Source organism: Paenibacillus sp. DS2015 (assembly GCF_050433705.1).
Taxonomy (GTDB): Bacteria; Bacillota; Bacilli; order Paenibacillales; family Paenibacillaceae; genus Paenibacillus_AQ.
Genome location: NZ_JBNPWS010000032.1, coordinates 38,011 through 61,877, shown reverse-complemented (window position 1 = coordinate 61,877; position 23,867 = coordinate 38,011). Strand labels below are relative to the sequence as shown.

23 protein-coding genes are annotated in these 23,867 nt (G+C 40.8%); 20 read left to right on the top strand and 3 right to left on the bottom strand.

Annotation, left to right across the window (positions count from 1 at the left end; genetic code table 11):
* The 5 genes from J2T13_RS21470 to J2T13_RS21450 form a co-directional block, all read left to right on the top strand.
* Positions 1 to 117 (top strand): ATPase, T2SS/T4P/T4SS family (locus tag J2T13_RS21470; RefSeq protein ID WP_429374407.1); only part of this gene is annotated, 117 nt, incomplete at its 5' end.
* A 179-nt stretch (positions 118 to 296) separates the two neighbouring features.
* A complete protein-coding gene (locus J2T13_RS21465) occupies positions 297 to 1,460 on the top strand; it encodes a YrpD family protein (protein WP_429374404.1) in 1,164 nt (387 codons plus the stop codon).
* A 166-nt stretch (positions 1,461 to 1,626) separates the two neighbouring features.
* Complete coding sequence (locus J2T13_RS21460) at positions 1,627 to 2,769, top strand: copper amine oxidase N-terminal domain-containing protein (protein ID WP_429374403.1); 1,143 nt, start codon at positions 1,627 to 1,629, stop codon at positions 2,767 to 2,769.
* 271 nt (positions 2,770 to 3,040) lie between these two features.
* On the top strand, positions 3,041 to 3,256 hold the full coding sequence (locus J2T13_RS21455; RefSeq protein WP_429374402.1) for a GerAB/ArcD/ProY family transporter: 216 nt from the start codon (positions 3,041 to 3,043) through the stop codon (positions 3,254 to 3,256).
* Positions 3,257 to 3,413: 157 nt separating this feature from the next.
* Positions 3,414 to 3,641, top strand: coding sequence for a hypothetical protein (locus J2T13_RS21450; RefSeq protein ID WP_429374401.1), 228 nt, complete (start codon positions 3,414 to 3,416; stop codon positions 3,639 to 3,641).
* A 33-nt stretch (positions 3,642 to 3,674) separates the two neighbouring features.
* Here J2T13_RS21450 and J2T13_RS21445 read toward each other — a convergent pair whose 3' ends face one another.
* Positions 3,675 to 3,887 carry a hypothetical protein gene (locus J2T13_RS21445; RefSeq protein WP_429374400.1) on the bottom strand — a complete coding sequence of 71 codons (213 nt, stop codon included), beginning with the start codon at positions 3,885 to 3,887 and terminating at the stop codon, positions 3,675 to 3,677.
* Positions 3,888 to 4,202: 315 nt separating this feature from the next.
* Here J2T13_RS21445 and J2T13_RS21440 point away from each other — a divergent pair, with 315 nt between their 5' ends.
* From J2T13_RS21440 to J2T13_RS21400, 9 genes are all read left to right on the top strand, one after another.
* Positions 4,203 to 5,456: a CpaF family protein gene (locus tag J2T13_RS21440; RefSeq protein ID WP_429374399.1), complete on the top strand. Its 1,254-nt coding sequence runs from the start codon at positions 4,203 to 4,205 to the stop codon at positions 5,454 to 5,456.
* Positions 5,450 to 6,286 (top strand): type II secretion system F family protein, encoded by an 837-nt coding sequence (locus J2T13_RS21435; protein WP_429374398.1) that lies wholly within the window; start codon positions 5,450 to 5,452, stop codon positions 6,284 to 6,286. Before J2T13_RS21440 ends, J2T13_RS21435 begins: the two co-directional genes overlap by 7 nt.
* Before the next feature lie 15 nt (positions 6,287 to 6,301).
* On the top strand, positions 6,302 to 7,174 hold the full coding sequence (locus tag J2T13_RS21430) for a type II secretion system F family protein (protein WP_429374397.1): 873 nt from the start codon (positions 6,302 to 6,304) through the stop codon (positions 7,172 to 7,174).
* A 13-nt stretch (positions 7,175 to 7,187) separates the two neighbouring features.
* Positions 7,188 to 7,379 (top strand): Flp1 family type IVb pilin, encoded by a 192-nt coding sequence (locus J2T13_RS21425; RefSeq protein WP_429374396.1) that lies wholly within the window; start codon positions 7,188 to 7,190, stop codon positions 7,377 to 7,379.
* Entirely contained in the window at positions 7,360 to 8,034 is a 675-nt protein-coding gene (locus J2T13_RS21420) for a TadE family protein (RefSeq protein ID WP_429374406.1), read from the top strand. Before J2T13_RS21425 ends, J2T13_RS21420 begins: the two co-directional genes overlap by 20 nt.
* A 61-nt stretch (positions 8,035 to 8,095) precedes the next feature.
* Positions 8,096 to 10,402 carry a hypothetical protein gene (locus J2T13_RS21415; RefSeq protein WP_429374395.1) on the top strand — a complete coding sequence of 769 codons (2,307 nt, stop codon included), beginning with the start codon at positions 8,096 to 8,098 and terminating at the stop codon, positions 10,400 to 10,402.
* The gene (locus J2T13_RS21410; RefSeq protein WP_429374405.1) at positions 10,371 to 11,345 is read left to right on the top strand and encodes a pilus assembly protein; all 975 of its coding nucleotides are present in this window, start codon (positions 10,371 to 10,373) and stop codon (positions 11,343 to 11,345) included. The genes J2T13_RS21415 and J2T13_RS21410 overlap by 32 nt, the downstream gene beginning before the upstream one ends.
* Positions 11,346 to 11,378: 33 nt before the next feature.
* Positions 11,379 to 11,891: an A24 family peptidase gene (locus J2T13_RS21405; protein ID WP_429374394.1), complete on the top strand. Its 513-nt coding sequence runs from the start codon at positions 11,379 to 11,381 to the stop codon at positions 11,889 to 11,891.
* Positions 11,892 to 11,910: 19 nt separating this feature from the next.
* Positions 11,911 to 13,728, top strand: coding sequence for a DUF6382 domain-containing protein (locus J2T13_RS21400; RefSeq protein ID WP_429374393.1), 1,818 nt, complete (start codon positions 11,911 to 11,913; stop codon positions 13,726 to 13,728).
* Positions 13,729 to 13,950: 222 nt separating this feature from the next.
* Here the strand turns inward: J2T13_RS21400 and J2T13_RS21395 are convergent, their stop codons facing one another.
* Together J2T13_RS21395 and J2T13_RS21390 are read right to left on the bottom strand one after the other, a co-directional pair.
* Complete coding sequence (locus J2T13_RS21395) at positions 13,951 to 14,865, bottom strand: TIGR01777 family oxidoreductase (protein WP_429374392.1); 915 nt, start codon at positions 14,863 to 14,865, stop codon at positions 13,951 to 13,953.
* A 117-nt stretch (positions 14,866 to 14,982) separates the two neighbouring features.
* On the bottom strand, positions 14,983 to 15,453 hold the full coding sequence (locus J2T13_RS21390; RefSeq protein WP_429374391.1) for a DUF2621 domain-containing protein: 471 nt from the start codon (positions 15,451 to 15,453) through the stop codon (positions 14,983 to 14,985).
* Between the two features lie 126 nt (positions 15,454 to 15,579).
* Here J2T13_RS21390 and J2T13_RS21385 point away from each other — a divergent pair, with 126 nt between their 5' ends.
* From J2T13_RS21385 to J2T13_RS21360, 6 genes are all read left to right on the top strand, one after another.
* Complete coding sequence (locus J2T13_RS21385) at positions 15,580 to 16,698, top strand: deoxyribonuclease IV (RefSeq protein ID WP_429374390.1); 1,119 nt, start codon at positions 15,580 to 15,582, stop codon at positions 16,696 to 16,698.
* 52 nt (positions 16,699 to 16,750) lie between these two features.
* A complete protein-coding gene (purU, locus tag J2T13_RS21380; RefSeq protein WP_429374389.1) occupies positions 16,751 to 17,650 on the top strand; it encodes a formyltetrahydrofolate deformylase in 900 nt (299 codons plus the stop codon).
* Positions 17,651 to 17,865: 215 nt separating this feature from the next.
* A complete protein-coding gene (locus tag J2T13_RS21375; protein ID WP_429374388.1) occupies positions 17,866 to 20,244 on the top strand; it encodes a DUF7408 domain-containing protein in 2,379 nt (792 codons plus the stop codon).
* A complete protein-coding gene (locus J2T13_RS21370) occupies positions 20,241 to 21,179 on the top strand; it encodes an ATP-binding cassette domain-containing protein (protein ID WP_429374387.1) in 939 nt (312 codons plus the stop codon). Before J2T13_RS21375 ends, J2T13_RS21370 begins: the two co-directional genes overlap by 4 nt.
* Positions 21,166 to 22,119, top strand: coding sequence for an ABC transporter permease (locus J2T13_RS21365; RefSeq protein ID WP_429374386.1), 954 nt, complete (start codon positions 21,166 to 21,168; stop codon positions 22,117 to 22,119). The genes J2T13_RS21370 and J2T13_RS21365 overlap by 14 nt, the downstream gene beginning before the upstream one ends.
* A 45-nt stretch (positions 22,120 to 22,164) precedes the next feature.
* Positions 22,165 to 23,865 carry a phage tail tape measure protein gene (locus J2T13_RS21360; protein WP_429374385.1) on the top strand — a complete coding sequence of 567 codons (1,701 nt, stop codon included), beginning with the start codon at positions 22,165 to 22,167 and terminating at the stop codon, positions 23,863 to 23,865.
* Positions 23,866 to 23,867: the final 2 nt, after the last annotated feature.

The window sequence follows — 23,867 nt, the reverse complement described above, 5'->3', positions numbered from 1 at the left end:
GGGGAAATTACGATACGAGACTTAATTCGATCTTCTCTACGGATGCGGCCCAATCGTATTATTGTGGGCGAGGTACGTGGAAGTGAAAGTCTAGATATGCTACAAACGATATCTTAATATTGGATATATGCTCCCTCGAATAAACCAATATTTCAATATTGGTATTTTAAAACAATATAATAATAATAAATACTTAAATTGAATGATTATATATTTATGTTAAAATATGGTTGATTAAAATAGTGACTATTGCTATAATCACTTGGATTCATATATTAGCATTCAGGAGGGAAATTATGAAAAAATTTTTATTAACTAGCTTGGCATTATTGATAACAGCATCAATTAGTGCCCCAGCTTTTGCACAGGAAGAAGAAAGTGAGTATGTAACAGCAAAAAATGTTGCATTAAAGAATGTAAACGTAAAGAATGAGAGTAATTTAAGACTGGAAGTGGAAAAACTACAAAAGGTTATTGATAAAGCTGTAGAAGTCGCATCAGATGAACAGAAACTATATGCATCAGAGTCAATTAGCAAGAAGAATTTTGTGGATGAGCCTGTAACGATCAATTATATCTTTAATGATGAAAACTATGAATACTTTTATGAAGAGACAAATACCTCAAAGGATCTTTGGGTAACAGAAAGGACGAAGAACTTTTTTAATAATGAGCTCACAAGTAATAGTATTGAAAAACGAGCACAAGTTGATACAATTACTAGTGGTATTGAACCACAAGAACAAATTGTGCCTAACACTAGTGGGTTTGAACAACAAGTACAAGCTGACCCGATTAGTGGTGGTATTGGAGGGAGAGTAACCGTTGCAAGCACGACGGGTAACTTATTTGAATCTAAATGGAAATTGGCTTCTGTAGCAGAACTTTCAGGCGCTCCAAGTGAAGCAACTTATATTTATACAGGTTTAAGTTCATCAAAAGCTGAAGTAGATGCAAATGTATCATTAAATACTGGAGGTACTGGGCCAAGATGGAGACCAAGACTTTGTGTTAAACCCAATTCGGGAAATGGTACTTGTTTAGAAGGAGTTCGTCAATCAGGCTATGATAAAGTCCATACTAGTAATGGTTATGTACCTGGTACTACGATAACTACTGCATTTTGGCGCGCTTATAATGACTCCACAAGGGGGATTAGTAACGCAGTTCGTCTAAAAACAACTGGACTAGCTATATGTGCAGATGCGGGATGTTATAATTCTAATGATACAAACTTGATAAATATTTTAGAGGTAAACAACCAAAACATTACTGTAATGAATTACTTTAAATTGCTAGCTACAATCGCTGGGAATGATGCAACGATAACCGGAAATGTTCGATCTACCTTTAGTAATATAACATTAGATGGAGTAGCTAAAACTCCAGTGAATAACGCAGCGGACTACGCTACAATAACGATAAGTGGAAATAGTGCGACTATCATTGTATCAAAATAAACATAGTATTTGCTGCCTTAAAAGCCGCTCTTGCTTAAATATGCAAGAGTGTTCTTTATTCTATCATGTTTATTATTTTCTTTTTTAAAATGTGTAACCTTTTGTGAAATATAACCGTTTAATATGTGAAGTTAAATTATACCAAATATAGATAAGGAGAATATAAATGTTTAGAAAAAAAAACATATTATATTTAATTGTGTTTACTTTATTACTGCTTCAATTCCCCATTCAATCAAACGCTGCAGGATCATCCGTTAAAGTAATAGTCGAGTTAGGTGAATTCAAACAACTAGTTGAATTAAAAGATCCTGTAAGTATCATTGATGGAAGAGTACTGATTCCGATTCGTGAAGTAGGAGATTTATTAAGTTTAAAAGTGTTCTGGGATCAGAAAACAAAAACCGTAGAACTGTTTGGGGTGAAAACGGAAATAATTCTGAAATTAGGTAACAAAACCGCGTATGTTAATAAGAAAAAAATTTCACTTGATGTTCCTGCAAAAGTGATTAATGGTAAAACATACATTCCTCTAACATTTGTGGCTAAATCCTTAAATGAGAAAGTAAAGTGGAATTCAGAGAACAAGAAGATATCGCTCTCCAGTACTTATGCGATGGGAACGGATGAGGATATTACATTTTGGTTGAACAGAGAGAGTGGAGAACTTTACCAGGCAACAGGAAAAGAAGCAGCTTCTAAAATTGGAGAAATAGAGATAAGAGTAGAAGAATTAAGAAAACTAAAAGTGGAGCGTTTATCGGATACAACATCTTATATCAGATTATACGAAGCAGTAGGAACATCAGCGGTTGTTAAAAGATCTGGACAAGTAATTGTAAAAAATGGAAAGGTATCTAAAGAGGCTCAATATTCTTTTATGGGATATTACCCTGACACAAATATAGAGCAGTCTCAAGGCAATGTATTGCTGACGGACGGTAAGAAAGCGGAATTCTGGAATAGCAAGGGTAATGTTGTATCCACTTATGATTTGACAGAACTTGTTGGAAAAGATGATATATATATGATTGAACATTACACCAAAGACTATATGATATTGAGGGAATATACGACACAGCATCTTGTTCTCTATGATTTTAAGAAGAAGCAACCTATTTATGTTCATGAGGTAATTTCTTTAACTCCATATGAACAACAATATTTAAGGGAGATCGCACAGGACAGATTGGGAGATCAAGATCCTGAACACATTATTCACTTTGTTAAAGAAGATAAAGGCGTTCTAATATTCGAGTATAAAAGCAAGGATACAGAAGAAATCAGTGCTTACAAATATAAATTATAGGTTACAAATGGCTGTAGGATCCAATGATAGCGAGCGGTTGACTGTATCTTGAAAATACTCCTACTGTCACATAGATAGTATGGTACATCAGTGGAAATATAATTGGTAACGGAAGCACCGTTCACTAATCGCGTCATTGCGGTTTGTGATCGGTGCTTTTTTTGTTCTATGTTGGAAAGGTGGGAAAGTATGGTCCCTGTGAAGATTGTTATGGTTGTGCAGGAAAGTGAGTATATCGAGGCTCTTGTACGAGATGAAGGAAGCCCAGGAAGTGAAGGATCATTCTGGTATTTCCATTAATCCCTATTTGGTTAGAAATGAGGGAATCAAGGAGGCTAGCATTTGGATCTTTCCATTTGGAGGACTCGTATGCTTCACAACGATTTTGCCCCATCTTAATAAATCTCAAACGGCCAAGAAAACAGGGGTTATTGCAATCGTGCTAAGCGCGATACTGTTGAGTTTTACCCATGCTGTTGAAATGTAAGTAATTGGAGATAATATATATGCTTGGGTTACCTTTCCGATGTTCACAACGATTACGCTAGTTAATTTGGCGAATTTTATACAACGCTTAGATGCGCTTGTTATCTTAACCTTAATTATTGGTGTTTTTTAAAATTACTATTTATTGTTATGCTGCTATGGCAGTGACATCTGATTTATTTAAGGTGCAGGAACCGCAGAAATTGGCAGAGCCTGTTGGAATTGTTGTTTTGTTTAGTTCATTTATCAGTGCAGAGAATTATCCTGTACATCTAGAAGAGGGAAAGGCCTTTATGAAGTATATTTCGCCGTTTCTATGTGCAGTGATTCATATATTAATATTTATTGTTCATCGCATACGCAAGAGATTCAGTTTTTACCGATAAGCTTATATTGAGAATTTCTCCTATTTACTCGTTCTACTTCGCTTCTTTAAGACTGGGCAATGCCTGAATAAAGGGGATGGAAAGAAAGGCGATCATCACAATAATCTCTTGTAAGGTTGTGATAGTAAAGGCGGAATGAATGGAATGGAATGCCATAGAAAGGCTCATTCCCGACAACAGGTCGATTGTGGCAATAATAGATATTCCCAAAAATACGAGCATGAAATAAAGAAATATGTACTTCATGATAAAACCTCCATTGGTTTTCAATTGCGATTAAGAATGGAAAGCTAAAGGTATTATTTCCACTTAATAGAAGAGAGTAATCACAGAAAGGGTTGAATGATGATAAAAAGTTATCTATTCATTTCATACTTGCCGACTGGAGCAAACTGTGATATTCTAACGATAAATTAATAGATCGTAAACGGAAGCACCGTTTAATAACCGCGTAACTGCAGTTGTTAAACGGTGCTTTTTTTGTCGTCATGGAAGGAGGGCATCTTATGAATCCAACTAAGGCATTGCAAAGATATATCATGGGATCGGGGGACAATTTCTATGGATGATGAGATATTTAAAGTCATTAGGCTTGCTGTTCGATCCGGACTAGATGTGACATCAGCAGTAGATGACGCTGAATTAATGAGTTATATCGAGCGTACAGTCTTTGGACATAAGGATCTTCAGGATCTAACGGCAGTAGAGAAGCGTACGCTGGTACTTCGAATCTTTGATTCCTTCCGTGGATTGGATGTACTTCAACCTTTGGTAGATAATCCTGCGATCACAGAGATCATGATCAACAGTCATCAGGAGATCTTTATAGAACAAGAGGGTGAAGTGAAGCGGCTGCCCGTGCAATTTGAATCACAGAATCGTCTAGAGGATATTATCCAGACGATTGTAGCGGGCGTGAATCGAGTTGTTAATGAATCCACTCCAATTGTAGATGCCAGATTGAAGGATGGATCCCGCGTTAATATTGTTCTCCCGCCTGTATCACTAAAGGGGCCAACAATGACGATTCGTAAATTCCCAGAGTCACCGATGACGATGAATGATTTAGTGAAGCGAGGGGCGCTCAGTGAAGAGACGGCTGTTTTTCTACAAAGGTTAGTCGTTGGAAAGTACAACATCTTTATTAGTGGGGGGACGGGGTCAGGGAAGACGACATTTCTAAATGCCTTGTCTCAATATATACCTGTAGATGAACGTGTGATCACGATTGAGGATTCGGCTGAACTACAGATCTTGACCGTACCTAATCTAGTGTCCTTAGAGACTCGTAATGCGAATACAGAGGGACGAGGGGAAATTACGATACGAGACTTAATTCGATCTTCTCTACGGATGCGGCCCAATCGTATTATTGTGGGCGAGGTACGTGGAAGTGAAAGTCTAGACATGCTACAAGCGATGAATACGGGGCATGATGGAAGTCTATCCACGGGTCACGCTAATAGTACAAGGGACATGATTAGCAGGTTAGAGACGATGGTACTAAGTGGTGCAGATCTTCCTATCCTAGTTGTTCGTCAGCAGATTAGCTCTGCGATAGATATTCTAGTTCATTTGTCTAGACTTCGTGATCATTCACGGAAGGTGATGGAAATTAGTGAAGTATTGGGGATGGAGAATGGGGAAGTCAGACTTAATCCACTCTATCAATTTCAAGAAACGGGAGAGCGAGAAGGGCGAATTATCGGACAATTAGAATCTTGTGGTAATTCGATGCATTATGTGGAGAAGCTCCGTATGGCTGGTATTCAAGATGGAATACAGATGAAGAATGGAGGGGAGGTGAAATGTTGAGTACGGCTAGGGTTAGAAAGAAGGCAAGTTCCACCTGTGAAGAAGAGGATGAACATTTAGAACCGGTAAGAGAATCGCAAAGAACGGTCCTCCCTGACTATAGTAAATATGAGCTTGGTAGGGTTGAGAAGGGAATGTGTATTGTGGTCGGCGGTGGTCTTTTTTACGGAGTAGGTTATTTGTTCTATCATCAATGGATCATTTCACTGCTATTTTCTTCTGCGGGCTTAGTTATTCCTCGTTTCTGGAGAAAGTACATGCTAGAACGCCGCAGAACAAGTATGAGTTTACACTTCAAGCAGGCCCTTTATTCTTTATCATCCTCTCTGTCCGCAGGACGGTCTGTAGAGAATGGATTTAGAGAAGCCGTCCAAGATTTACGAATGCTTGATCCTGAAGCAGAGAACGATTTAATTAGAGAACTCAACATTATTTGTGCTCGCATGGAGTACGGTGAGCCGATTGAGGATGCTCTTCAGGATTTTAGTCGACGCGCTAATATGGAGGACATTACAAATTTCGCTGATGTATTTACTTCTTGTAAAAGAACGGGTGGAGATTTAGTTGAGGTAGTACGTCGAACTTCTTCGATCATTAGTGAGAAGCTCGATATCCAACAGGAGATTTCCGTCATCATCGCACAGAAAAGATTCGAATCCAAGGCGATTCTTGTTGCGCCTATTATGATGATCATATTCATGAATTTAACATCTCCAGAATACATGCAACCGATGTACAGTGGGATCGGCTATATTATTTCAACATTTTCCTTAATTGGACTAGGCGCTTGCACGATCTGGATTTCGAAGATTATGGATATCAAATTGTAAGGGGGGTGGATAGATATGATTGTGATATTCGGTATGATGCTGGTTCTGCTAGTGGGCGGTTGGGTGGTGCTGAATCAGCTCGGCGGTGACAAGTACCAACGACTTAGTAAGTTACCTATGGAGGGTATCCGATTAAGTAGGTTGGTTCCACCGATGTTGTGGATATTGGACAAGCTTAAACTTTCTAATCGTTTTCCATTCTTCTTTTTTAAGGTTCAGCGTTCTATTCAGAAGATTCACGGCATGAGATACAGTGGTGAAATGACGTTACTTTTTTTGGGGGAAATGTTGTGTTATAGCTGGCTCCTGTTATGCGCAGGTTGCTTATTATCCATAATTATGGGAGAACAGACGGGGTTGATTTTCGGAGGGGGTATGTCACTTCTACTACCCGCAGCCATGATCAAGGATCTTCACAAAAAGGTTCAGCAACGGGATCAGGATATGTTAATCGAATTGACGGAGCTTTTGAATAAAATGGTGCTACTTGTTGGGGCAGGAGAAACGGTTCAGAAGGCGATTGTTCATTGTGTTGAACGGAAGAAAGAGCACATAGAACATCCCTTATATCGTGAATTGATTCGCATGATCGGGGACTGGGATAGCGGCTATTCATTTCAGCAGTCATTTGAGAATTTCAGTAAACGCTGTGCTTTACAAGAGGTATCGATCTTCACGACCACAGTGCTACTCAACTTTCGGAGGGGAGGTAATGATTTCGTGGTTGCCTTACGAGATCTGTCTCGAGTTCTGTGGGAGAAGCGTAAGGTGATCACGCGTACGCGTGGTGAGCAGGCATCTTCCAAGTTGGTGTTTCCGATGGTCGTAATATTTATGGTTGTTGTTGTTTTAGTGGGTTCGCCAGCATTTATGATGATGAATATGTAGGAGGAATGATGAAATGTTAACAAGGATACAAGGACAAGTGAAAGGATTATGGGAAGAAGAAGATGGATTAGGAATGCTAGAAATGATTCTGATTATAGCAGCAATTATTGTTATAGCTATTCTCTTTAGAGAACAACTTCTTAAGATTGTTAAAAATTTATTAGAGAAGATTGGTAAGAAGAGTGATGACTTTATTGAAGGGTAAACTCAAAAGTGAGGAGGGGAGCTTCACAGTTGAAGCTTCTCTCGTTATGCCCATTGTGCTGATGGTGACGCTTATTCTAATGTTCTTCTGCTTGTATATTTACCAGCAGTCTATATTACAACAAGTTGCCTCTGCGGCGGTTGAGAGATCGGCATATAGTTGGGATAACAGTCACAAGAATGCGTCTAATGGGTCTTTTGCGAAAGGGAACTATGACTCGCTTTATTGGAGGCTCTCTGATGATCAAATGTTAGGTGCGATATTCGGTTGGGCAGGAATAGGGAATACAGCGACTCTTGATTTACCGGGGAATGACTCGAATGGATCCCTTACAAGCATGAAATTATCTAAGATAAGCCCAATGATTACAGGGAGTATGCAGGGTGGAATATCTTATCAGAATACACTTCTGCTACGTAAAGTAAGTACTCAGCTTAATCAGATTATTCATTTGTCTCCGTTGGATAAATTATTAGCTGGTGGGTCTAGTGTTGAGGTAAGTGCTAACGCTATCGTTGTTGATCCTGTTGAATTTATACGTACGGTAGATCTAATGCGTTATTACGGAGCTAAATTTAAAGGTGTGGGTGGACAATCTACAAGTAAGAGTAATGCGGCGCAAGTTCTGACGAAGTATGGAGCAACAGGCAAATAGCCTTAGTGGATGAATTATCGTCTGTGTAGACAGGGGGTATCCGTACCGGGAGGAGAAAAGGATGAAGATGTTTGGCAAATGGCATTCTGAGCAGAGAGGATCAGTCTCAATTTTCCTGATTATGATTTTCACGATTGTCTTCGCTTTCGTAGCTATTTTTATTGATTATGCTCGTATTGCTGCGATGAAGGTTCAGAGTGAACGGTTGATCCATTCAGGAGTTCGTTCAGTGATGTCTGCCTATGAACAGGAATTACAGCAAAATTATGGACTGTATGCATTTGGTGAGAGCAATGGTGATCAGATCATGGCTAACGTATTGAATGGGAGTATGGAACATGGGGATAGAGGCGATGCGTTTTCGTTGCTACCCTTTAATTTGGATACTTCGACCTTACAAATGGACCGAATGTTAGGAGAATATGATATATTCAATCGCCAAATTAGTGAAGAAATGAAATATAAAGCTCCGATTGACTTCACATTAGAATTGGTTAATAAGTTTAAACCTTTATCGAAATCGATGAAAGAAGCATCCAATACCGTAGATGTACTTGGAAAACTTCAAAAATTATACGATAAGCGAGAAGATGCATTAGATGATATGTTCGCTAAACAGAAGAAGGCAGCTCAAAGTGTAGAAGTTCTCTCGGACTTGACTATGAATCCGAAGGGGAGCTATATATCTGATGAATCGCTGGGTAACAGTAACATTAGTGCTGGAAACGATGTTGCTGCGCAATATGAAGACTATGTTACCCAATCATCAATACGTCCAACGGATAATAATTACGACGATGAAGATGAAGATGAAGAGGAGGATAACGAGGAAGATAACGAGGAGGACAGTGAAACGGATTATGACGTTATCGAAGAGAAGATTGAAGATTATCAGCGTGGGGTCTCGAGTTTATTATCGGAAATGACAAGCAAGCAGAACTCCGCGCGTGAAAGTCATGCGAAGATACTGCCTCAGTCTCTAGAATTGTGGAAAGATGCGTATGAATACAATGAACAAATGAAACAGGTTATAGCGGAATCAGAGAGTCGCTCTGCAAATGAAGGTTATGATCAGGTATCTAGTGGGAATTCACCTGGAAATGTTGATGATGTAAGCGATGAAGATGCTGATACTATAGGGAAAATCCGCCAACAGACTGCAATGCTACTGTTACCAGAATCATTGTTTCAAGAATTGAAAAAGGAGATAGATACTCAGATTTCGGTCTATAAAGCTCTTGATAGTCAGTTTATCTCCTTTAATTCTGAGATCGGAAGTGCCACGGATATTTATGCGAATAGTAGCGCAATGAAGTCAACTGTAATCAGGACAAGTCGTCAGCTAGAGACTTACTTACATAATTATGTTCTACCCGGTTCAGGTAATGTGATTGAAGCACAGATTCAGAAGTTGGAGGAGGGTCGTTCATCAGACAAAGGACGTAAGGAGTCAGAGAAGAAATCCAAAACTAAGCTGAAGGACGCAGCTAATATTCTGAAGAAGATTAATGAATTGGATGATAAAGCGCAAGCCTACTTGAAAGAGTATGAAACGGTTCAACAATATTATGAGGAAAGTTTAGCCTTTAACAAGGGAACACAAGGTAGCACTAATCAGGGAGTAGAATTAGATGATGATCCGTATGATGCGGGCAAATCAGCTATGAATGAAATGGATGGTTTATATGGATCTATGGGGAGCCTCATGTCTATGTTATCAGATGAATTCTTTCAGAATGAATATGCAGCGAACTATTTTCATCATTTTGATGTCAGTCGCTTGGGGGAAATCGTAAGTAATTCTGGAAGCACTACAGGAGATGACTTAGTGGCTCAACTTAGTATTCATAATCAGGAATTAGAATATATTCTATACGGATTTCATAATCCAGTAGGTAATGTAGCTGCTGCGTATGCTGAAATTTTTGCAACACGCTTGGCGATACGCACGATGGAAGGGTTGGTAGAGAATAGTAAATTAGGCCATCCATTGTTAATTCTAGCAGCTGCACTATTATACGGTATTGAAAGGGCGTTATTAGATATGATTGAGTTATGCCAAACAGGATCAGTAGAGTTATCGGCATACTTAAAAGTCAAGATCACCTATCGAGATTATTTGAGACTATTTCTGTTCATTCACAGTAATAATGAAAATAAAATGTCGCGGATGTTAGCATTGATTCGGTTTAATACGGGGATTAACCCTGCGGAAAGAGCTACTTACGCCTCTAGTGAAGCTAGAGTTGGAATGAGACTTTGGTTCCTCCCTGGAGTGATGAAGATGGTCGGATATGTCTCTGGTAGCCAAGATGAAGTGGAAGGGAACCGTTATTATGTTACCAAGAAAGCGGACTTTTCATATTAGAAAAACATCGAGTGAACAAGGGAGCATCGTACTTGAAGCTGCTTTAGTATTTCCGCTGTTTATATTCTTTATCTTATTTCTTATTTATATGGTTCAGATGACTTTGATTTCTACGGCATTACAAAGTACAGTATCGGATACCGTCAAGATGGTGTCTACACATATGTATCCTGTTGCGTTGGCCATTACACCTAATGCTACAGAGGATGTGGAGGGTGGGTCGAAGTTAACTGGGAATTGGATCATACCGAAACTCTCCGTAACAGATTGGGCATCTGAGTACAGCAAATCTCTCCCTGCACCACTCAGTGATTGGATGATGGCTGCTGCAGCTACGGGAGATGAGCCATTACAGAACTTGAAGAATAGCATGGCAGAGGCTGTGCTAGATCCGATTGTAAAACCTCTATTAAAGCCTTTCATGCAGAGCCAAATGCTAAGTTATGATCGAATTCACGTATCCAATATTCATGTGCCAGATATGAAGACTAGAAATAATCCGTATTTCGGAATAGAACTCAGTTATGAGTTACCTATGAGGGTTCCCTTTATCAATAAAAAGATCGTATTACAGGCTAGATCGGAAGAACGTTTATGGATTGGAGATACATCAGAATCGACTTCAGATGGAAGTCATGAAGGGTCTGATGAGGATTCGCAATCGATACAATTAATTGATAAACCTAATCCTGCGGTAGTCGGTAAGAAGACTAAAGTTAGGGTGAAGGTAGCTCCGAACAGTACTGCACATCTTTCTGTATTTTATAAAACGGGTGAGAGTACCGCGAAATACCTTGGCTGGAGTACTGCAGATGCAGATGGCTATATAGAATGGGAGTGGTCTGTGGGTCCGAATACGACTCCAGGTACATGGTCCTTTATCGTTAAGACAGAAGACGGTCAGAGTATTGAAGTTACATTCACAGTGGTTGGCCGAGATTAAGGGAAATGGAAGATGAAGAAGGGAAGGTAACCAATGGAGCTCGCCTATGGTGGATGTGCTTTATTCTTGATACTTGCATTTATTACAGACGTTAGAACGATGAAAATACCGAATAAACTTACCATTCCTGCAATGATTTCCGGCATCTTGTATCAAATCGTAAATGCAGGATGGGAGGGTCTTTTATTCTCTGGAAAAGGGTTCTTAGCAGGATTCGGAATACTGCTATTCATGTACTGGATGGGGGCTGTGGGTGCGGGTGATGTCAAATTATTTGGTGGAATAGGCATATGGACAGGGGCTCTTTTTACAGTCCAAGTGATGTTGTATTCAATCTTATACGCAAGCCTAATAGGAGTCGTTATATTATTATGGCGAAGAGAGGCGCTCTCAAGAATTAGAAATATAGCAAGAGGGATAGCTGGATTTCTTATCCTGAAAGATATTAGCCTATTAAAGGGGAATGGTAAGGAGCAGCTCAGATTTCCTTTTATGCTGGCGGTTATACCTGGAGCAATTAGTGCTTATTTATATATAGTTTCTTAATAAATAAGGGGTGTCTAAATTGACTGATCTGCAGCGTGACTTTATTCATAATGGGGGTACCTATATGGTACTAGGTGGAGCGGAGGGATTTCCCTCTTCGGACATCATTCGAGTTCAGACCAGCATGATCTCGGCAGCACGAATCCCGCATCATTTGACACTAAGGTTGAAAGAGTTAGATTTCAAAGTGGTACTTCAATATGACATTACGGATAAAAAAATGTTATCCCACTTACTGAAAAGTGAGAAGCTGAGGATGGCTGAGTATTATGGACTGCTACTCCAAATTGTGAGTACTCTTGAAGAGAGTAAATTGTATATGTTACAGCCAGATAAGTACAATCTGAATGAGGATTATATTTTTGTTGAAGGGACACTTCAGATAGGTTCACTTTATTTAACATATATCCCTGTATTGAACACGGAAAGTGCATCTGTTGGGGCTTCCTTAAGCCTTTTAATCACTAGACTTATGACAGCAGTGTCTGAGTTACAGGGAAATGGTGTTCAACGGTTGCTTCATTATGTCGCGGATGACGGTTTTACCCTACTAGGGTTGCGGAGAATGCTTCTAAGTCTGCTTACTGAGGATGGAGAACAAGCCGTTTCACATGAGCAAAGACGTGTGATTTCACCTCCAATGGTTGCTACTATACAACAACCATCGATAGAATCTCGGAGTCAGAGATTTGCGGAGGACCATGAGATTCATACGGCTTCCAGCCAAGTTCATGATGGTAGATTAGCAATGAATCAGGGAGAACGGAGACCTGTTAAGAAGGAGATGGGACCGTCCAATTATCAGATGGAGAGATCGTTACCCACAAGGATGAATGATCGTGATGAATCTGAAATGGAGGAGGATCTCGAGCGGAACTCTGCCATCAGGACGTATCTAATGGTAGGTTATATTTTGATTAGTGCTTTATTGTGGAAATTTCTATTTATGAACAATCCTAGTAAAGTAATGCTTCTTGTCAGTATCGTGTTGACGGTTTCTCTAGGAATCCTAACGTGGTTGGGATGGAAAGGAAAGTTACGTCTACGCAGTGAAGATGATCAACAGGAGCCGTTGGATCACTCTCTATCTATGTTTGATTCAGTTGAACTGGTGGTGGATCCAAGTCTCGCTAAGAAGCGTAACACCCCATTTCAGGTGGAACGGTTAACGGGTTTCTTTGCGGGATCAACTGACACGGATAAAATGAGTGACAAGCAAAAAGAGAAAGAGGAAATGAAGCAATTACGTGAAAAATGGACGTTTCCAGATTCCCCTAACTTAGGTTCGATGGAGCCCCTGTGGGAGAGAGAGCAAGCGCAAGTTGCTTCATTCCATATGGATGAACAGGAAGGGGATTACTATGCCCAATTAGGTCATAGAACAGAGATGCTTTCCTCGTCAAGGACTCAGGCAACGGTTCTTCTTAAGCCAGAGATATCATTAGATAAATTGGATAAGTTGAGTTCTGGGGGATCTCCCCAACTTCGTTCATATTTAGAGCGTAGAGAAGAGGGGCAAGTGATGTCAGAGGGAAGACCGCTTGAAGTAATTGATCTTCATTGTCCTCATTTCATTATTGGAAGATCCGCTGATGTTGCTCAATTTATTGAAGAGATGCCCGGTGCCTCAAGAGCTCATGTGGAACTTTCCAGAGTAAGTGCGGGAGGGTATGTGATTAAAGATTTAGGTTCTAAGAACGGAACGTTACTGAATAAACAGTCTATGGTGTCGTACAAAGAATACGCTCTTCAAGACGGTGACGTATTCACGATTATCCGTGGGGAATATACTTATCGCAGTGCAACTTATAGTGGAAATAATAGTTCTAAATCATAATCAGTGCATGCAGAAAATAGAAGCCTGTGCTGATCGTATCTTCGATACTGGAATTGTCTTGGAGAGGCGTAGCGTTCGCCTAAAGCTTTCCTTTGGAAAGCAACATCAAAGCATATGCTTTGCCCCTAAATTTTCACCGCAAAGAGCGGTAGATTCACAAAAATTTAGGGGCAACAACGAGCGGAAGGACAATCCATCAGCGTAGCGTCATCATTCAACTATTTATGTGCTACTTTTAAGCTCCTCAAGCGCACTCTTCAATTGAGGATAAGTAAATATAAAACCATGGTCTAAAGCCGTTTTTGGAATAACACGTTGTCCTTGAAGCAGGATGAGTGACAACTCGCCAACGAGGGTTCTTAGTACTAAGCTGGGAATGGGGAACCAATGGGGCCTGCGATATACGGCTCCAACCGTTCGACCGAACTGGTCGTTCGTTACAGGTTCAGGCGAAGAGGCATTAACGGGTCCCTCTATATCTAGATTAAGGATACAGAACTCGATTAATCGAACGATATCATGAATATGAATCCATGACATCCACTGCTGCCCACTTCCTATTTTTCCACCTACTCCTAGTATGTAGGGAAGTTTCATCATCGGGAAGGCACCACCTCCATTACCAAGCACAACACTTACTCGTAGCTTCACGAGTCTTACGTTCTGGATGTTATCCGCTGCATTTTCCCACTGATCTACAACATCAGAAGGGAAATCTTGCACTCGTGGAGACTTAGTTTCATCGAAAGTTTCATGAAGTGAAGTGCCATAAATTGCAATAGCCGAAGCTTGAATAACCACAGGCGGTTTTCTTTCTAAGGATGCGATTAGCGTGGCCACTGTTGAGACTGTCTTCATTCTGGATTGGATAATTCGTCTCTTTGCTTGTCGAGTCCATAATTGACTTAGGGAAGCTCCTGCTAAATTAACGAATGCATCCATGCCTTCCAATAAAGAGGGATTGTTATGTATTTGATCCCAAGTCATATATTCTAACTGAGGGTGATGTATAGCATGCTTAGGCTGAGTACGAGTAACGATAATAATTCGGTGACTTTGTTCAGATTGTTGCCTTAGTAAGTAATCCGTTAAAGCCTTTCCGATAAATCCTGTTCCCCCACAAATAACGATCTTCATGTTGATTAGCGCCTCCCTCATCCATTCCTGATTATAGAATACCCCCTACTAGGAAATCATATTGTTGAAGGTTAAATTTCTTCAATACGATTTGGTCTGTAAGGGGTATAGTTATGTTTATTTATTTATTAGATGCTTATAAGGCGTGTAATCAATATTGCTCTTTTTCAAAAAGGTGACCAGGAACTTGTTATCACGTTTAGGAGTAGCTACAATGTATCCTTTAATACAGTGATCTCTAGTGACTTCAGATGCATCACTCTCAACGGCAATTTTACCAATCTCTGCGGATATTGAATGTTTAGCGATATCACGAAAAGGGGTAGGTACAGGGGCTACTAGTTGATCTAAGAATGCTAGTGATTCAGTAGTCCACAACGAGCGACTTCGCTCAACCCAGTAGTTCTGCCAATCCAGCTTAGACTTTCCATCTGCCTTAGGAAGCACTTTCAAGAACTTACGAAACATGAAGAAACCACCTATACACATAGCTCCCATCATGACAAACGTCCAGAAGGCAATGGAGTTCATAAACCAGCGATTGGGGGTGGTGCTGGACAAAATATTAACTACAAATGTGGAATGCATATATTGTTCACCTCAATGATATTAGTCACATTCAGAAAGCTTCATCAGAATTATAACGCATTTCTAGATTTATTTCAGTATACGCGTTAAAATAAAGGTTATTCGATTAGAAGAGGAGGATGGATCATGTTGAAAATTGGTTCCCATGTGTCCTTTTCGGACAAGGGCCTACTAAGTGCAACGAAAGAAGCAAATACCTACGGCTCTAGTTCGTTTATGATATATACAGGTGCACCACAGAATACGCGTCGCAAGCCGATCGATTCTATGTTCATTGAAGAAGGTAAGGAGTTAATGAATCAGAATGGTATAGATGAAATTATTGTGCATGCGCCTTACATTGTCAACTTAGGTTCATATAAGGAAAATATTTTTGAACTTGCAGTGAGTTTCCTACAGGAGGAAATTCGCCGTACGCATGCGATTGGTGTAAAGAACATCGTCCTGCATCCGGGGGCTTTTACAGACAAGGATGCTGAATTTGGTATTCAGCGTATCGCGGATGGGCTGAATGAAGTTTTAGAGGGTACGAATGAAACAGATGTTCATATTGCATTGGAGACGATGGCTGGCAAAGGAACAGAGATAGGTCGTAGTTTCGAAGAGATTGCTCAAATTATTGAAAAAGTGAAACATAACGAGCGTCTAACGGTTTGCCTAGATACTTGTCACATTCATGATGCCGGTTATGACATTGTAGATGATCTAGATGGCGTACTTGCTGAGTTTGATAAGACGATAGGAATCGATAGAATCGGTGTAATCCATTTAAATGATAGTAAGAATCCGCGTGGAGCAGGTAAAGACCGACATACCCCGATTGGTAGTGGTTTTATTGGATTTAATACCATTAGCCGTATTGTGCATCATGAGTTACTACAAGGAAAACCTTTTATTCTAGAGACGCCTTGGATTGGCAAAGATGCTAAAACACAGCGACCGATGTATGAAGTGGAGATTGCGTTATTACGTGGAAATATGTTAGAGAGATTCGGTCCAGAATTTAAGACTCAGGTGGATAAACTTGATGAGTTCTTTACCGCACAGAATATTGATTCTCGCCAGTATGTTCTAGATGTATGGAACTTGCTTAAGAATGACGCTAAGGCGAAGAAGGCCGATCCGCGTGAGCCCTTAGAGCGTTTATATGACTTGATTATTGAAGCTGATCTTTTCCCGGAATTGAGCGAAGAAGCAATCAATCATCGGATTGTTGCTTGGTTAGCGGGCAAGGAGAACAATTAATATACAGTTAGAATGGTAGACAGAAGTTTGTTGAGAGAGGTTGGGGATCCCCATGGAAGTACATATTAACAAGAATCTATCGTTGTCCAAGAATCCACACAAGGAACGTGCACGCATGCTTATATCTTGTCCCGATGGACCTGGTATCGTAGCTGCTGTATCGGATTTTCTGTATCAGCATGGGGCGAATATCATCCAATCTGATCAGTATACGATGGACCCTTCGGGTGGTATGTTCTTTATGCGTGTAGAGTTTGATCTTCATGAGTTAGACCGTAAGTTACCTGAAATTGAAGCTGAATTCAAAGTTATTGCCTCCAAATTCACTATGGATTGGAAGATCCATAATGTAAGTCGTAAGAAAAGACTCGCGATCTTCGTATCTAAAGAGGATCATTGCTTAGTAGAGCTCTTATGGCAATGGCAAGCGGGTGATCTGGATGCCGAAATAGCGATGGTTGTAAGTAACCATCCTGATATGAAGGAGTATGTGGAATCCTTTGGAATCCCGTATCATCTAATCACGGTAACGGCGGATACGAAGAAGGAAGCGGAACAGAAACAACTTGAAGTTATCGGTGATGATATCGATGTGATTATTCTTGCTAGATATATGCAGATCATTTCGCCTACCTTTATTCATCATTATCGTAACCGCATTATTAACATTCATCACTCGTTCTTACCAGCCTTTGTTGGAGGCAAACCTTATTCACAAGCCTACCAACGGGGTGTGAAGATTATTGGGGCGACGGCGCACTATGTGACCGAGGAACTTGATGGCGGTCCTATCATAGAGCAGGACGTGCAACGGGTCAGCCATCGCGATGATGTGAGTGAGCTGAAGCGGATTGGACGGACAATCGAACGTGTTGTATTAGCAAGAGCTGTGAAATGGCATATCGAAGATCGAATTCTAGTACATGAGAATAAGACTGTAGTTTTCAACTAAACTATTATGAATAACCAATAGAATTAAACAAACAAAGGGACCGTTAACACCATTGACTATAAGGGGTGTTAACGGTCCCTTTGTTTTTGAATAGAGTGACCAAATTTTTAAAGTATCGTGTACCCTTTTTTTTATTTGAAAATATTGCAAACTTTATCGAAGTTTATACGTCAATACTAGTGAGAGAATTTTACTTTTTAGGAGGGGAATGGATTTTGTCTTCGTATATTAGAAATATTAAGTTTATCATACTGCCCTTAATCGTGTTAGCTATAATGGTTCAATCGTGGGTGTTTCCTAGTACCGTCTATGCTGATGATCCATCGATCACAATAGATATTGATCTAGGGTACGGGAACAAGTTAAAAGATGGGCGCTGGAATCCAGTCAAGATCACGTTAACAAGTGATACCGACATTTCTGGAGATATTGTGATTCAGAATTCTGAGGATTACATGATGGGGAACGCTTCTTATATTCAGCATGTAGAATTACCGAAGGACACAAAGAAAGAAATAACGTTAGGGATACCAGGAGTTAACTATAATAAGAACAACAATGAGATAAGGTTCTACAAAGATTCTGTAGAGAAAGGAAAATACATACCTTTTAAATCGGGTAAAAGTTATCTTGATGGTACAGCCCTTATGAACGAAGAGATCATAGGAGTGTTATCGGATGATCCTGATACGATGAATTTCATGAACATCCTGCTTGGAAGTGGTTATCATCTAGATATTGTTTCTTTGGATAGCGATGATATTCCGGATGATCCAATGCTTCTTGATAGCGTTGATATATTAGTCATTAATCGGTTCGCTTCAGATAGTCTTAGTAAGAAACAAGCGGGCAGTATATCTGAATGGGTAAAGTCAGGTGGGACACTAGTCCTTGCGGGTGGGGCAAGTTATCCGAAGACGGCAGCGGTTTTTGCGGATTTATCACCTGTTCAATATAACGGTACATTCGCTGTTACGTCACTTCCAGAGCTTGCGAAGCTCGGAGGCAAACCATTAAATCTTGAAGGAGAGTTCACGTTATCTGAAGCACAGCCTTTAGAAGGCAGTCAAGTGCTGTATCGTGCAGAGACCAAGCCTTTATTCGTGACTAAGCAAGTGGAGAAAGGTACTGTATTGTATGCGGCATATGATATTGCGATGGCTCCGTTAGCTTCTTGGAGTGGTCATCCTTCTGTGTGGGCTTCTCTATTGCGGGCTGATTTATCCCTTCTGCAAATAGGTGGAGGCCAGAATTCAGGATATTCAATGAATAATCTTAGTTACATACTTGAGTACTTTCCATCACTTAAAATGCCGCAGTTTAGCATCTTGTTATGGATGCTAATCATCTATGTGATTATTGTTGCTCCGCTCCTCTATTTTATATTGAAAAAAGTGGACAAACGAGAATGGGCATGGTGGATTATACCTTTGATTGCGGTTATCGCTAGTGGAGCGGTATACACCATAGGTTCAGCAGATAAGACGAATGAACTTGCTCATACCCTTAATATATTGGAACTAGATGGGCAGGGCAGTGGAACAACGACGAGCGCCTCGGCGTTCTTCACACCAAGTAGTGGGGACTATACTCTGGAGTTCCCGAAGGGAACATATTTGAAGATTGATCGTCAAAGCAGCTCATTTGGAAATAGCAGGGAAAGTAATAGTTTCATTGAAGTAACGGATCAGAGCACGCAATTAAAGCTATTAAATATGCCACAATGGTCGCTAGCCAAAATATGGGCACAACAACGAAGCACGAGCCAAGTGGGTCAATTCGACGTTCAGTTATCTTTGAATGACCAAGGGAAGATTGAAGGAGAAATAATCAATCATACGACAAGTGAGTTATCCAAGGTGGTTTTAGTTCTTGGGGGTCAAGTCTATGATCTCGGGGATCTTGGGCAGAACGATAAGGCGAAGATTCTAAACACATCTACACGCAGAAATATGAACTCAAATGGAGGGGACCTCGGGCAACTTCTCTTTCCTTATATCAACTCGAATGGAGGAGATACTTTCAATCGCGAGCGGGAGATGTTGATGAACTATGCGCCCAGTACGTCTTGGTCTGCAACAGGTTCGTATATTATTGGATGGAGTAAAGATCCGATGTTGACTTATACGAATAAGGGGAAGGAAATGAAGAGTGATCAATTAAATTTATGGGCACAGCCTGTGACTGTAGCGTTAATAGAGAACGGTAATATCAATATTCCTTTTGGCTTCGTTCCTGCTGTTGTTACGCAAGTAACTGCGGGTTTATGGAATCAAGGGATGAATGGTTTCATCGATACCTCTCAAGGTACGGCAAATTTCGAATTTACCTTACCTGAATTAGACGAAGCAACCGACTTTCAAGAGATGGCATTTAGTACAGGAAATCCAGGACAGGATACTCAGTATAGAATCTGGAATGCGCTACAACAGGATTGGGAGGATCTTACGTGGACTAATAACACATGGACACTCGCTAAGAACATCGACCCGTATATAGAGGGTAACAGCGTGATTCGACTGATGGTATCAACCAAGAGTCAGACCACGTTAATGCTGCCGCAATTGAGACTGAAGGGAACGGTGAAACCATGATTGAAATTACAAACCTAAGTAAACGTTATGGCAACTTCGATGCCTTGAAGGATATCAATCTTACCATTGCGAAAGGTACAGTATTCGGATTCGTGGGTCCTAATGGTGCCGGTAAGTCAACGACGATGTCTATACTAGCGACACTTGTGTTACCGAGTTCGGGTACAGCAAAGGTGGACGGTTATGAGGTAACAGAATACCCTAAGGAAGTTCGGAAAAGGATTGGTTATATGCCGGATTTCTTCGGTGTGTATGATCAATTGAAAACAACGGAGTATCTCCATTTTTATGGGGCGAGCTATAACATTCCGCGTAATGAACGAGAGAAGTTAATTCCACAATTATTAGATTTGGTGAACCTGAGTGATAAGAAGGATTTTTACGTAGATAGCCTGTCTAGAGGAATGAAGCAGCGATTATGTCTAGCTCGTTGTCTCGTACATGATCCTGAGGTATTGATTCTGGATGAACCTGCCTCTGGATTAGATCCCAGAGCGCGTATCGAAATGAGAGAAATACTCAAAGAATTAAAACTGATGGGAAAGACCATTATTATTTCTTCTCATATTCTACCAGAGCTTGCAGAGATGGTGGACGAGATTGGTGTAATTGAACATGGTGTCATGGTGGCACAAGGGAAAGTATCGGATATTCAGAGTAGTCTTCGTGTCAAAAAAGTGCTTCATATTCGTACGCTCGGAAGAGAAGAGGAACTTGCAGTACGTCTACGTGATGAGGCATTTGTCAGTGGTGTACTAGCAGATAATACAGGCGTGCATGCACACTTTAGTGGGAATGATGAGCAGCAAAGTGAGTTGCTAAAGCATATCATATCTTGGGATTTTCAGGTTCTTTCTTTCCATGAGGCGCAGACCAACCTGGAGGATGTATTCTTAGAAATTACCAAAGGGGGAATGGGTAGTGAATTGGTCTAGAAGATGGATTAATCCTGTGCTGGATAAAGAATTCCGCCTCAGAATGCGTTCACCAAAGTCTATGTTGTCCGTGATGTTGTATATTTTTGCTTTAGGATTCGTTGCTATGGGTTTTATATATATAACGATGTATGTGGACAATGGAGGGAATCAACGATTCAATTCAGGAATGAGTCAGACGATGTTCTATGTGTTGGGTTTTGCACAGTTGTTAATGATTGCTTTCATGGCGCCTGCACTCACGGCAGGTGTTATTAGTAGTGAACGGGAGAAACAGACACTTAGTATGTTGCTGACAACACAGCAAAGCTCGGCCACAATTATTCTGAGTAAACTACTATCATCCCTTAGTTTTATGGCTTTGATCGTAGTTGCAACAATGCCTGTGTACAGTATTGTGTTTCTATATGGGGGAATTTCACCTCAGCAAGTAGTGTATATGTTCTTATTCTATTTATTCATTATGATTCTGCTGGGGTCGCTTGGGGTGATGTTCTCCACATTATTTAAACGGACGATGATTTCAGTCATTGTTACGTATGGAGCAGGTATATTTATTTTTCTGATTACAGGACTCTTATATTTATTCTTCTTAAGTATGTGGCAACAACAATACGGTGGACCAACTCCATCTTCATCAGGTTATTCTTGGGTTGGATATATATTGGGGCTAAACCCTGCGGGGGCCATGTTAAGTATATTTGATTCTAGCTTTTCACGGGAGATGTTCTATGTGTATGGTTCCACTATGCAAGCAGATGCTCCAATCCAATTATGGTTAGAATTTGTAATCGTATATTCTGTTGTGATTATCCTTTCTTTAATTATTAGCATTCGTAAGATCCGACCTGTGCGCCGGAGAAAAAGAAATACATCATTGGAGGTTATCACAGAGGAAATGACAATGGAACGAGTCGATACCGATCTTCATGACAAATAAATGGCGAACGTTGATTATTTCGATGAAGGAAGGAGGGTGAGAAGAATGAAGCAGATACAACAAAGTATGCTACAAGTTCATAAATCGGTTATGTCGGTACGAAGAAGACTGCAATTATTTCGTGTATTACAATACGGGGGTTATGGATGTGTCGGCGGATTATTTGCGGGGACTACGCTATTAGTTGCTGCTAGGATATGGCCGATGGATAGAGTGAGATGGATAGCTTTAGGGTTATTATTGCTAGGTATTATTGTTGGGATGATATGGGGCTTACTTCACCGTATTACGCCTAGAGAGGCTGCATTGGCTATGGATGCCTCTGAGGAAGGGCCAGAGCGCAGGGATATGATGGTGACGGCTCTTTCATTCGCGGGACAGGACCAGTCAGCTGTGCATTGGCAGAGAGAGCAGGCAGCCAAGTATGGGCAGCGCTTTATGGCAGATATCAAAAGTAGGCTTCCTTTACCTGTAACACGACGGATATGGATCAGTTGTGCATCTTTAGCCATTGTGGTTCTGGCACTTACCCTTCTTCCTAATCCGCAAGATACAATATTAGCTAAAGCGAAGCAACAGCGGGAATGGGTTAAGACACAGGAGAAGCAAACGGAACAATTATCTAAGCAGCTTCAGGCTGAGAAGCTTGTACCTATCGTTAAGAAGCCATTGCTAGAGCAAGTGAATAGGTTGCAGACAGAATTGGCTGGGCAGAAAGATCCTCTAAAAGCACTAGATGAGTTAGAGAAAAGTATGAACGCAATGGAGAAATTGGCCAAGCAGCAAGAGGAAAAGGCCAAATCATTATCTCAGCTAGCAGAGAAAATGCGTCAATTGAAATCATTGTCATCACTTTCACAAAATTTACAACAGAATAACCCGAAGAAGCTTGATCAAGTCATGAATGATTTGAAGCAGGAAATGAAAAAGTTATCTTCCGCAGAGAAAGATAAGTTGAGGAAAGATATGAAGAAATTATCAGAGGAGATCCCTGCAAATTCGGAGAATAAGCAGCTTAAGGAAGCATTAGAGAAACTTGAGCAAGCTTTAGAAAAGGGTGTTTCAGCTAAACAAGACGAAGCATTGCAGCAATTACTTGAGGAATTAACGAAAGCTATTGCCTCGAAGTCGGTAGCTTCTCAGCAATCTGCCGCTGCTTCCGCTTTAAGCGCATCATTAGCCAAGCAAGGAATGAGTCTTGCTGATCAGATGGCAGCTGCAGGGTTATCCTACTCAGACACATGGAGCAGTGGTGGGAGTGGGGAAATGCTTGCCCAAGCGGGCGCGAGTGGCGAACCCAGTGATGCTGCGAATGAGGTCTCAGATGGACAGGCAGGTCAGGGTGGAGAAGGATCTAATGGAGGTCAAGGTAAAGGACAAGGTCAAGGAGCGGGTTCGGGTGGACAAGGTAGCGGTTCTGGACAGGGCACCGGTGGTAATGGAGGTACAGGAAGCGGTCAAGGTGCTGGGGCAGGCTTAGGTACGGGTGGACGTGAACAGGTGACTACGCCACGTGATCTTGCTGGCAAAGGCGGAGTACAGAGTGACGGAGGGCCTACCCAAGGGGGTGGAGACATTCAGAAGGGTGGAATATCCCCAACGATGGACGGAGCTAGCCGTCCGTATGCAGAAGTATATGAGAGTTATGCTGATGAGGCTAAGAAATCGCTGGGGCGTAGTGATCTTCCGCAGCAAATGCAAGGATTAGTAGAGAGTTACTTCACATCGATTAATCCAAATCCATAGAG